The following is a 10,915-nucleotide window of genomic DNA, read 5'->3' on the forward strand; positions in this document are numbered from 1 at the left end:
AAGCATGACTTATTCGGTTGCTGTTGCCGGTGCGAGCGGATACGCCGGTGGCGAGGTGCTCCGCCTGCTCGCCGACCATCCCGACTTCGAGGTGGCCACCGTCACGGCTCACGCCAATGCCGGACAGCGACTGATCGACGTGCATCCGCATCTGCGCTCGCTCGCTCATCTCGAACTCGTCGACACGACCGCCGAGAACCTCGATGGCCACGACGTTGTCTTCCTCGGATTGCCGCACGGCAAGTCAGGTGAGTTGACCGAGCACCTCGATGCAGCGACGCTGGTCGTCGATTGCGGCGCCGATCACCGCCTCGTAGACGAAGCGGACTGGGCCGAATTCTACGGCGGCGAGTTCTACGGCTCATGGCCGTACGGCCTGCCGGAACTCATTCGGCACGACGGGTCGAGGCAGCGCGACGCGCTGGCCGGCGTAAAACGCATCGCCGTTCCTGGTTGCAACGTCACGGCGATCTCGCTCGGACTGGCGCCAGGCCTCGCGGCTCACGTCATCGAGGGCGACGACATCGTCGCCGTTCTCGCGGTCGGTCCTTCCGGCGCAGGAAAGGCGCTCCGCACCGATCTGCTGGCATCCGAGATCATGGGGTCCGCCAGCGCCTACGGTGTCGGAGGCCGACACCGTCACGTACCGGAGATCATCCAGAACCTGCGCGGGGCATCCGGTGCACGCATCTCGGTGTCGTTCACCCCGGTGCTCGTTCCCATGTCGCGGGGCATTCTCGCCACCTCGACTGCTCGGCTTGCGCCGGGTGCGACGGCATCCGATGTGCGCAGCGCGTGGGAGCTCGCGTATGCGGACGAACCCTTTGTGCATCTCCTTCCCGAGGGACGTTTCCCTCGCACCGGTGACGTCACCGGCGCGAACGTCGCGTTGGTCGGCCTCGCCGTCGATGAGGCCGCGGGCAGGGTGGTCACGGTGACCGCTCTCGACAACCTCGTCAAGGGAACGGCCGGCGCAGCCATCCAATCGGCCAATATCGCGCTCGGTCTGAGCGAAACGACCGGCCTGCCGGTGAATGGAGTCGCCCCGTGAGTGTCACCGCCGCCCAGGGATTCGTCGCCTCAGGCGTCGCAGCGGGCCTCAAAGGGTCGGGCGCACTCGACCTCGCCCTGGTCCAGAACCTCGGCCCGCGGCGTTCAGCTGCAGCGGTGTTCACCAGCAACCGTTGCACAGCCAACCCCATCATCTGGTCGCGCCAGGCGATTCTCGACGGATCGGTCGAGGCGATTGTCCTCAATTCTGGAGGAGCGAACTGCTACACCGGCGCTTTCGGATTCCAGACGACTCACCAGACAGCGGAACAGGTGGGATCCCGCCTCGGTGTCTCGTCGGGCGACGTGCTCGTCTGCTCGACGGGCCTCATCGGCACGGGAGATCAGAGCTTCCGTGACCGCCTGCTGGCCGGTGTGGACCTCGCCGCTCCGGCGCTGTCAGCCGACGGCGGGGCAGACGCCGCGCGTGCGATCATGACCACCGACTCCCATCCCAAGCAGGCCGTCGTTACCTCACCGTCGGGATGGGTCATCGGCGGCATGGCCAAGGGCGCTGGCATGCTGGCTCCGGGGCTTGCCACGATGCTCGTCGTCATCACGACCGATGCAGACGTGTCGAGCCCGCAGCTCGATGCCGCCCTTCGCGCCGCCACGAGGGTCACCTTCGACCGACTCGACTCCGACGGCTGCATGTCGACGAACGATCAGGTCACCATCATGGCGTCCGGCGCATCCGGAATCGTGCCGGACCCCGCCGAATTCGAGGCGGCCGTCACCTCGATCTGTGCCGACCTCGCGAAGCAGCTGCAGGGCGACGCTGAGGGCGCGAGCCACGACATCACGATCGAGACGATCCGTGCGGCCACCGAAGACGAAGCAGTCGTCGTGGGGCGTGCAGTGTCGCGTAGCAATCTGTTCAAGGCCGCAGTCTTCGGAAACGACCCGAACTGGGGGCGCGTGCTCGCCGCCGTTGGAACGACCGAGGCCCAGTTCGATCCGTTCGACATCGACGTGACCATCAACGGTGTGCGTGTGTGCTCTGCCGGACAGCCGGATCAGCCGAGCGATTCCGTCGACCTGACACCGCGCGCGGTGCACGTGCTCATCGACTTGAAGGTCGGCACATCCACCGCGACGATCCTCACGAACGACCTCACTCACGACTACGTCCACGAGAACAGCGCATACGCCACCTGATGACAGATAATCCGAACCCCCTTCCCTCTGCCGACGCGAAGGTCGCGACACTGATCGAGTCTCTCTCGTGGCTCAAGAGGTTCCACGGCCAGATCATGGTCATCAAATTCGGCGGCAACGCCATGGTCGACGAGGCTTTGCAGAAATCGTTCGCCGAGGACATGGTCTTTTTGCGCTACGCGGGCATCCGCCCGGTCGTGGTGCACGGGGGCGGGCCTCAGATTTCGGCGATGCTCGACCGTCTCGGCATTCAGAGCGAATTCCGAGGCGGATACCGCGTCACCAGCCCCGAGGCGATGGATGTCGTGCGCATGGTGCTCGCAGGCCAGATCAGCCGAGAGATCGTCGGACACATCAACGAGCACGGCCCCCTGGCCGTGGCGTTCTCCGGCGATGATGCCGGACTCTTCGCCGGTCGCAAGCGCACCATCGAGATCGACGGCGAGCAGGTCGACATCGGCCAGGTGGGTGACATCGTCACGGTCGATCCGGATGCCATCCGGCAGCGTCTCGAGGCCGGTTACATTCCCGTCGTCTCGTCGATCGCTCCCGATATTGACAGCCCCGGTCAGTCGCTGAACGTGAACGCAGATGCGGCTGCCGCCGCGCTGGCCGTGGCACTCGGGGCGGTCAAGTTGGTCATCCTCACCGATGTGGCGGGGCTCTACAGCGACTGGCCCAACCGGGATTCTCTGGTGTCGAGCATCGACGCCGACTCGCTGCGCGAGCTGCTGCCCGGCTTGGAGTCCGGAATGATTCCGAAGATGGCCGCCTGCCTCGAAGCCGTCGACGGGGGAGTCGCGAAGGCCGCGATCATCGATGGACGCACACCCCACTCGATCCTGCTCGAGGTCTTCACCCAGAGCGGCATCGGCACCGAGGTCAGCCGGGAGGCACTGTGAGCACCGAGACAGTATGGTCGGAGCGTTTCGGCGACTCCCTGATGAAGTCGATGGGCTCGCCCTTCGCGCTGCTGACCCGAGGGGAGGGCTGCTATGTGTGGGACGAATCGGGAAAGCACTATCTCGATTTTCTTGCCGGTATCGCCGTGAACTCGCTCGGCCACGCGCATCCGGTATTCGTCGACGCGGTCTCGCGCCAGGCGGCGACCCTCGCGCACGTGTCGAACTACTTCACCACGGCGCCGCAGCTCGAACTCGCCGAGCGATTGAAGAGAATCACCGGCGCCGGCTCGGAGGGCCGCGTGTACTTCGGCAACTCCGGGGCCGAGGCGAACGAGGCCGCCTTCAAACTTGCCCGTCTCAACAAGACCGGAAGCAACCGACATCGAGTGCTGGCGGTGCACGATTCGTTCCATGGCCGCACGATGGGCGCGCTCGCGATGACCGGCAAGCCGAGTCTGCGCGACGCGTTCGAGCCGATGCCGTCTGGAGTCGAGCACATCGACTCGACGATCGAGGCGCTCGAGAAGTCGATCGACAGCTCTGTCTCCGCGCTCATTCTCGAACCCATCAAGGGCGAGGCCGGCGTCGTCGAACTGCCGGAGGGCTACCTTGTTCGTGCCCGCGAGCTGACCGAGCAGCACGGGGTGCTGCTGATTCTCGACGAGATTCAGACCGGCGCCGGGCGTACCGGATCGTGGTTCGCCTACGAGCAGTTCGGGATCCGTCCCGACGCCGTGACGATGGCCAAGGGCATGGGTGGCGGGTTCCCGATCGGAGCCCTCGTGACCTTCGGGTGGGCATCCGAGCTCTTCCAAAAAGGCATGCACGGTTCGACCTTCGGTGGCAACCCCCTGGCGACGGCGACGGCGAACGCCGTGCTCGCGGAGATCGAGTCGGCGGGGCTCATACAGAACGCGGCTGTCAGAGGCGAAGAGATCGCGCGGATCATCCGCGACATCGATTCTCCTCACGTCTCGGAGGTGCGCGGTCGTGGACTCTTGATCGGAGTCGGGCTCGCCAATCCGATTGCGGCCGCGGTCTCGTCGGCCGCCCTCGACGCGGGCCTCATCGTGAACGCGGCGAACGACTCGAGTATTCGCATCGCTCCTCCGCTCATCGTGGGCGACGAGGAGGTCCGACTCTTCGCCGAGCGGTTCAGTGCGGCGCTCGACGCCGTTCCCTTCGACTGAACCGCATCGCCGCGCCCGCTAGTCTTTCCCTTTCCGACATTTATCGAAAGTTCTCCCGTGACCAGACATTTCCTGCGCGACGACGACCTCTCACCTGCTGAGCAGGCTGAGATCCTCGACCTGGCATTGGAGCTCAAGCGAGACCGATTCCAGGTGCAGCCGTTGGCCGGTCCACAGACGGTCGCCGTGATCTTCGACAAGTCCTCTACACGCACCCGAGTCTCGTTCGCCGTCGGTATCGCAGACCTTGGCGGCAGCCCTCTCATCATCAGCATGGCGTCGAGTCAGCTGGGCGGCAAAGAAACGGCATCCGACACCGCGCGAGTGCTGGAACGGCAAGTGGCCGCGATCGTGTGGCGCACCTACGCGCAGACCGGCCTTGAGGAGATGGCCAAGGGAACCACGGTTCCCGTGGTGAACGCCCTGTCCGACGAGTTCCATCCCTGTCAGCTGCTTGCAGACCTGTTGACCATCCGTGAACATCGCGGTGTGCTCGCAGGCCAGACCGTCGCGTTCCTCGGAGACGGGGCGAGCAACATGGCCCAGTCCTACCTGCTCGCGTGTGCGACGGCGGGAATGCATGTGCGCATAGGTGCGCCTGCAGAGTTCGCCCCCAGCCCTGCGGTCGTGTCCGATGCGGAGGCCCGTGCAGCCCAGACGGGCGGCTCGGTGGCCGTCTATGTCGATCCCGCGCAGGCGGTCAGCGGTGCGGACATCGTGGTGACGGACACCTGGGTGTCGATGGGCAAAGAAGATGAGAAGGCCGAACGAGTGGCCATTTTCGGGGGATACCAGGTCGATCAGGCTCTTCTCGACCAGGCCAAGGAGAATGCCCTGTTCCTGCACTGCCTCCCGGCGGATCGCGGGTACGAGGTGAGTGCCGATGTCATCGACGGCCCGCAGAGTGTGATCTGGGACGAGGCCGAGAACCGTCTGCACGCACAGAAGGCGCTCCTTGTCTGGCTTCTTCGCCAACAGTCGACGGCGAAGGGAAACTGAGACAGATGAGTGACGACACCGTATCGAACCGCGCCGGCGAGGCCGGTGCCCTCTGGGGTGGCCGTTTCGCGGGGGGCCCAGCACCGGAGCTCGTCGAGCTGAGCAGATCGACCCACTTCGACTGGCAGCTCGCGGCATACGACATCGCAGGTTCTCGTGCGCACGCTCGGGCCTTGGCCCAGGCCGGATACCTGACGGACGATGAACTCGCGGGCATGATCAACGCCCTCGATATCCTCGATTCCGATGTAGCCGACGGCACATTCCGTCCGCTGGCATCCGACGAAGACGTGCACTCGGCGTTGGAACGTGGGCTCATCGATCGTGCTGGCGTCGAGCTGGGAGGCAAGCTTCGCGCGGGCCGCAGCCGCAACGACCAGATCGCCACGCTCGTGCGCATGCTTCTCCGAGACCATGCCTCGCGCATCCGGCACCTCGTCACCGATCTGATCGATGCGATCGCCGCCCAGGCCGACAGGCACTTCGGCGCGATTCTGCCGGGGCGCACGCATCTGCAGCACGCGCAGCCCGTGCTGCTGTCGCATCACCTGCTCGCTCATTGCTGGCCGCTGGTGCGCGATCTCGAGCGACTCGTCGATTGGGATCGCCGCGCCAACTGGTCTCCGTATGGTTCGGGTGCCCTGGCCGGAAACACGCTCGGTCTCGATGCCCAGGCCGTCGCCGTCGAGCTCGGCTTCGATCGGAGTTCCTGGAACTCCATCGACGGAACGGCGAGTCGCGATGTCGTCGCCGAGTTCGCATTCATCACTGCTCAGATCGGCATCGACCTCTCGCGTTTCGCAGAAGAGATCATCCTGTGGAACACCAAGGAGTTCGGCTTCGTCACGCTGTCGGATTCGTACTCCACGGGCTCGTCGATCATGCCCCAGAAGAAAAACCCCGACATCGCCGAACTCGCGCGGGGAAAATCCGGTCGGTTGATCGGCAACCTCACCGGCCTTCTCACCACACTCAAGGGTCTTCCGCTCGCCTACAACCGCGATCTGCAGGAAGACAAGGAGCCGGTCTTCGACTCCATCACCACACTCGAGGTGCTGCTGCCCGCGTTCACCGGCATGGTCGCGACAATGACGTTCCACACCGACCGGATGGCGGAATTGGCGCCGCAGGGCTTCTCATTGGCCACCGACGTCGCCGAGTGGCTGGTCAAGCAGCACGTATCCTTCCGTGATGCCCATGAGATCACAGGTGCGCTCGTTCGTTTCGCCGAAGAGAATGAGCTCGAGCTCGATGAGCTCAGCGATGAGCAGTACGCATCGCTGTCACCGCACCTGGTGCCGGCCGTGCGTTCGGTTCTCACGATCGAGGGTTCCGTCTCGAGTCGTGATGGACGCGGCGGCACTGCTCCTGATCGGGTGAGAGAGCAGCTTGCCGCACTCACCGAGAGTGTCCGTGCTCTTCAGGCTTCCACCGCACCCGAGATCGGAATCCGATGACTCTGCGCAATGAGAACAATAAGAAGAAGCGTTCGCGCCCGCCGATGTCGAAGCGCACGACCTGGATCGTCGTCGGAATCTCTATCGCGATACTCGTGTTCGTGGTGATCGTCTCGGTGGTGTCCGGTAAGGGCATGTTCTAGACCGATGTTCACTCCGGCGTCGAACAGTTCTGGTTTCTTCGACAGAACCAGCGTCGAGGTCGCTCCCGAGCTACTAGGGGCTCGACTGACTCGGCACTCGGCGCTGGGTCACATCACGGTGCGCATCACCGAGGTAGAGGCGTATCTGGGTGTGGGCGAGGACCCTGGATCGCACAGCTTCCGAGGTCAGACGCCCCGAAACGCGGTGATGTTCGGGCCGCCGCTTCATCTGTACACCTATTTCACCTACGGCATGCACGTGTGCGCCAACATCGTGTGTTCGCCGCAAGGCCAGTCTTCGGCGGTTCTGCTGCGCGCCGGGGAGGTCGTCGAGGGTGTGGAGCAGGCGCGGGCCAATCGTGGAGAGCACGTAGCCTTGCGCGACCTCGCGCGTGGACCCGCGAGACTGACGAAGGCGATGGCGATTCCTCTATCGGATGGGGGAGCGAGCATGGTCGGCGATGTGTACTCGCTCGAGCTCTCCGACGACGTGCAGGACGTGGGCACGAGCGTGCGCACGGGCGTCAGCGGACCCGGCGGGTCGGCGGCCTACCCGTGGCGGTTCTTCCTCGTCGGCGATCCGACGGTCTCGCCATATCGAGCGAGTGCGCCTCGCAAACGCGATTGAGAATCGTTGTTCTCTCTGCGGCCGTGTCTACTCAGCGCAGAACGAGAGCGCAGGCACAGGCCCAGACGAAGCTTGCAAGAGTGCCGATAATAAAACGTTCCTTGGCTTCGGACGCCGCGAGTTCGCTGAACCGGCCGACTCCTTTGATGGCGATGACAACGGCGATGGCCTCGGGGAAGCCGGCGATGACGGCCCCTGCAATGGCGAGACGCTCGAGAACGCCGATGGTTGTGCCTCCGCGCAGAACCTCGACAGTCGATGTGCCCAGGGCCTGTTCGGGCAGAGGTGATGAGGCCGGTTTGGGGTCGACACGGCGATTGGCAAGTAGTCGTCGCCGAAAAATACCGCTGCGAGCCGGGGTTTCGGGCGGTGGGAGCTCGGCGCTCTGCTGGCCGTTCGTGGTGATCAGGATGCCGCCGTGAACTCCGGTGCGGCTGGTGCCCCGTGTCGCAAGGCGCAGCGCAAGCACGGCGAACGGGCCTCCTCCGATCGTTGCGAAGGCGAGGGTCAGGAGCGTCGCAGCCACCCGGGCGAGGGGCGTCGCATCGATCTCGCTGCGCGGCATCAGAGCTGAGAGCGCGAGCGCGGCGACGAGGGCGCAGCACGCGACGACCGTCATGGAGTATAGAACGGCTCGACCGGGTCGCTTAGCGTGAGGCGCGTCGGCGTGCGGACTGTGGGTGCGGATGTCGAAGGCCAGGGCGATGGAGCTGGCTGCAACACCGATGCCGAGCAGGCCGAGGAGAGCGGTGATGATCGTCATGCCCGTCCTTTCGGCGAATCGTTCGATGAGTGAAGCCGAGCCAGCAGTCGACCGAGGGGCGTGTGTGCCTCGAGGTCGATTCTCACCTGGGCCACTGACATCCGGTCGCTTACTGCCTGCGGGGTGATTCCCAGCTGGCCGGCAGCGTCGCGCTGCGTTCGTCCCTGTGCCAGAAGGTCATAGACCTGCCAGCCCTGTTTCGTGCGGCGTTCTCGCACGGAGAGCAGAAGCAGCATCAGAGCCTCGAAGTCTGCCGCGTCGTCTGTGTGCGATGTGTTCTCGTGCCGACAGGCAAATCGATGGGGGGACTTTTTTGCGGATTCCACGGCGGCTCTGGCTGCGATGAAAGCGGGGCCACGAGCCTCGCGTGTGGTCGTTCCCAATGGATGTTCGACACCGCCCACGCCGAGGCCGACGCTCCAACGTCCTGTGCGGGTGAGGTCGAGAATCATCGCGATAGCCGTGTCGGCGTCGATGACGAGGGCCTGTATCTCGTCGCCGGCATTCCTATCCACTGGAAGAGCCAGTCCCGTGCCGAATTCTTCGTTTAGCCGGGCTGTCGTCAGAGATACCAGGTCGGCGGTATTCCGGCTGTCTACCTGGTCTGCGGTGATCACGAACATAAGGTCTCCTTCAATCAAGTCTTCAGACTTGATATCAACGTGATCAAGCCTACTGACCTGATTGGCTGATGATCAAGACCCTAGCCCTGTTTCTATCCGAGTGGGGCCTGCCGGCTCCGCTGATACTGTGATCAGGTGTCGACGACTCCGAATGAAATTCTCTCCAGCCAACACAACGATTCCTCGTTCGACGATGTCTGGGATGAAATCGAGTGGCGCGGTCTCGTTCATGTGTCGACCGACCGTGATGCGCTGAAGGAACTGCTCGCAGGCCCACCCATCACGTACTACTGCGGATTCGACCCGACCGCTCCTAGTCTCCACCTGGGAAACCTGGTGCAGATTCTGCTCCTGCGTCGACTTCAGCTTGCGGGGCACCGGCCTCTCGGACTGGTCGGAGGATCGACCGGGCTCATCGGGGATCCCCGGCCGACCGCCGAGCGCACTCTCAACACCAAGGACACCGTCGCCGAGTGGGTTGACTACCTTCGGGGCCAGATCGAGAAGTTCCTCAGCTTCGAAGGCGAAAACGCTGCTCGGATGGTCAACAACCTCGACTGGACACAGCCCCTCTCCGCCATCGACTTCCTCCGCGACGTGGGCAAGTACTACCGAGTCGGCACCATGCTCAAAAAAGATGCCGTGAGCGCGAGACTCAATTCCGATGCAGGGATCAGCTACACGGAGTTCAGCTACCAGATCTTGCAGGGCATGGACTTTCTTGAGCTCTACAGAAGCTTCGGCTGCGTGCTCCAGACCGGAGGCAGTGACCAGTGGGGCAATCTCACCAGTGGAACTGATCTCATTCACCGGGCTGCACAGGGTGCAGCTCATGCCATAGGCACGCCGCTGATTACGAACTCGGATGGCACCAAGTTCGGCAAGAGCGAGGGGAATGCGGTCTGGCTCGATCCCGCACTCACGAGTCCGTACGCGTTCTACCAGTTCTGGCTCAACACCCTCGATGCCGATGTCATAGCTCGACTCAAGATATTCACCTTCCTTCCACGCGTCGAGATCGAGAGAATCGCCATGCTCGTCGAGGAAGAGCCGTTCCGGCGTGAAGCGCAGAGGACGCTCGCCTACGAGGTGACGTCGCTTGTTCATGGAGTCGAGGCGACCGAATCGGCGATTGCGGCCGCGCAGGCTCTGTTCGGCCAGGGCGACCTGGGCGAACTGGACGAGGCGACGCTGGTGTCGGCGCTCCGCGAGTTGCCGAACACCACGTGCACGCCCGACACCTTGATCACTCAACTCATGGTCGACACCGGGCTGACGAAGAGCGCGAGTGAAGCGCGACGTGCTATCGCCCAGGGCGGCGTCTACGTAAACAATTCGGTGGTCGTCGACGAGTCGGCAACGATCGATGGATTGATCCTTGCCGGGGGAGTGGCTGTTCTTCGGCGGGGCAAAAAGACCCTCGCAGGAGTCTTCGTAGAGTGACGATCCGCGGAATTTCGCGGCGACACGCCCGGGCCGCACATCGGTTTTGACGGCCGCGTAAACTGCCCGTAATGTCTTCTCTTGTCACCCCACAGGTTCGGAAAGCCGAAGAGCTTCCGGCCTCAAGCGGGACCAAATCCTAAGCTGGATCAGATGCGCTCTAGAAGTGTTCTGTAGGACTGCTTTAGGATGTATAACGCCTCTTCCCAGGAACGTTCTGTCGAAGTCGAGTTGAGCGCCCGGAATCATCCGGATCAGCGCGAAACACGATTTGACAGAAACGAAACGTGGGTCTAGGTTTGAGAAGTTGCCTCGATGTGATGCTGTGCCGGTTGGTGTGGTTGATGTTGGGTGCGTCCGATCTTTGAGAACTCAACAGCGTGCACTAAGTCAAATGCCAAATACCCCGGGCACTACACCGTTTGGTGTGTGTTTGGGATTCCTTTGGAAATAGATATAAACATACAAAGCAAGTCAGTAATGATTTGTTCTGTCAGTTTCAAACTTGCAATCATTCTGCCTATTCCGGTTGTTTGGTTGTGCGTAATCATTTACG

Annotated in this window: 11 protein-coding genes; 9 read left to right on the top strand and 2 right to left on the bottom strand. The window is 63.2% G+C overall.

The genetic code is table 11. The features are described from left to right. The first annotated feature begins 4 nt into the window (after nt 1-4). Genes argC through TZ00_RS15625 form a run of 8 tightly spaced genes read left to right on the top strand, consistent with a single transcriptional unit; the run spans nt 5 to nt 7,530 of the window. Nucleotides 5-1,051 carry an N-acetyl-gamma-glutamyl-phosphate reductase gene (argC, locus tag TZ00_RS15595; protein ID WP_044443037.1) on the top strand — a complete coding sequence of 349 codons (1,047 nt, stop codon included), beginning with the start codon at nt 5-7 and terminating at the stop codon, nt 1,049-1,051. Beyond that, nucleotides 1,048-2,208, top strand: coding sequence for a bifunctional glutamate N-acetyltransferase/amino-acid acetyltransferase ArgJ (argJ, locus tag TZ00_RS15600; protein ID WP_044443039.1), 1,161 nt, complete (start codon nt 1,048-1,050; stop codon nt 2,206-2,208). The genes argC and argJ overlap by 4 nt, the downstream gene beginning before the upstream one ends. Next, complete coding sequence (gene argB / locus TZ00_RS15605; RefSeq protein ID WP_044443041.1) at nt 2,208-3,110, top strand: acetylglutamate kinase; 903 nt, start codon at nt 2,208-2,210, stop codon at nt 3,108-3,110. Before argJ ends, argB begins: the two co-directional genes overlap by 1 nt. After that, nucleotides 3,107-4,303: an acetylornithine transaminase gene (locus TZ00_RS15610; RefSeq protein ID WP_084606203.1), complete on the top strand. Its 1,197-nt coding sequence runs from the start codon at nt 3,107-3,109 to the stop codon at nt 4,301-4,303. The genes argB and TZ00_RS15610 overlap by 4 nt, the downstream gene beginning before the upstream one ends. A 57-nt stretch (nt 4,304-4,360) precedes the next feature. After that, the gene (gene argF, locus TZ00_RS15615) at nt 4,361-5,302 is read left to right on the top strand and encodes an ornithine carbamoyltransferase (protein WP_044443043.1); all 942 of its coding nucleotides are present in this window, start codon (nt 4,361-4,363) and stop codon (nt 5,300-5,302) included. 5 nt (nt 5,303-5,307) lie between these two features. Then, nucleotides 5,308-6,759: an argininosuccinate lyase gene (argH, locus tag TZ00_RS15620; RefSeq protein ID WP_044443045.1), complete on the top strand. Its 1,452-nt coding sequence runs from the start codon at nt 5,308-5,310 to the stop codon at nt 6,757-6,759. Further along, on the top strand, nt 6,756-6,902 hold the full coding sequence (locus tag TZ00_RS20010; protein ID WP_161793790.1) for a hypothetical protein: 147 nt from the start codon (nt 6,756-6,758) through the stop codon (nt 6,900-6,902). Before argH ends, TZ00_RS20010 begins: the two co-directional genes overlap by 4 nt. Before the next feature lie 4 nt (nt 6,903-6,906). Then, complete coding sequence (locus tag TZ00_RS15625; protein WP_044443047.1) at nt 6,907-7,530, top strand: DNA-3-methyladenine glycosylase; 624 nt, start codon at nt 6,907-6,909, stop codon at nt 7,528-7,530. 31 nt (nt 7,531-7,561) lie between these two features. Here the strand turns inward: TZ00_RS15625 and TZ00_RS20445 are convergent, their stop codons facing one another. Together TZ00_RS20445 and TZ00_RS15635 are read right to left on the bottom strand one after the other, a co-directional pair. Continuing rightward, a complete protein-coding gene (locus TZ00_RS20445) occupies nt 7,562-8,293 on the bottom strand; it encodes a hypothetical protein (protein WP_084606205.1) in 732 nt (243 codons plus the stop codon). After that, nucleotides 8,290-8,916: a hypothetical protein gene (locus tag TZ00_RS15635; protein WP_044443049.1), complete on the bottom strand. Its 627-nt coding sequence runs from the start codon at nt 8,914-8,916 to the stop codon at nt 8,290-8,292. The genes TZ00_RS20445 and TZ00_RS15635 overlap by 4 nt, the downstream gene beginning before the upstream one ends. Nucleotides 8,917-9,051: 135 nt before the next feature. Here TZ00_RS15635 and tyrS point away from each other — a divergent pair, with 135 nt between their 5' ends. After that, nucleotides 9,052-10,359 carry a tyrosine--tRNA ligase gene (gene tyrS, locus TZ00_RS15640; protein ID WP_044443052.1) on the top strand — a complete coding sequence of 436 codons (1,308 nt, stop codon included), beginning with the start codon at nt 9,052-9,054 and terminating at the stop codon, nt 10,357-10,359. Nucleotides 10,360-10,915: the final 556 nt, after the last annotated feature.

The organism is Agreia bicolorata (assembly GCF_000938265.1).
GTDB classification, from domain to species: domain Bacteria; phylum Actinomycetota; class Actinomycetes; order Actinomycetales; family Microbacteriaceae; genus Agreia; species Agreia bicolorata.

What these genes read in the sequence shown, in the direction of transcription:
- argC (WP_044443037.1), top strand. Translation starts at nt 5, where the DNA reads ATGACTTATTCGGTTGCTGTTGCCGGTGCGAGCGGATACGCCGGTGGC.
- argB (WP_044443041.1), top strand. Translation starts at nt 2,208, where the DNA reads ATGACAGATAATCCGAACCCCCTTCCCTCTGCCGACGCGAAGGTCGCG.
- argH (WP_044443045.1), top strand. Translation starts at nt 5,308, where the DNA reads ATGAGTGACGACACCGTATCGAACCGCGCCGGCGAGGCCGGTGCCCTC.
- TZ00_RS20010 (WP_161793790.1), top strand. Translation starts at nt 6,756, where the DNA reads ATGACTCTGCGCAATGAGAACAATAAGAAGAAGCGTTCGCGCCCGCCG.
- TZ00_RS15625 (WP_044443047.1), top strand. Translation starts at nt 6,907, where the DNA reads ATGTTCACTCCGGCGTCGAACAGTTCTGGTTTCTTCGACAGAACCAGC.
- TZ00_RS20445 (WP_084606205.1), bottom strand. Translation starts at nt 8,293, where the DNA reads ATGACGATCATCACCGCTCTCCTCGGCCTGCTCGGCATCGGTGTTGCA.
- TZ00_RS15635 (WP_044443049.1), bottom strand. Translation starts at nt 8,916, where the DNA reads ATGTTCGTGATCACCGCAGACCAGGTAGACAGCCGGAATACCGCCGAC.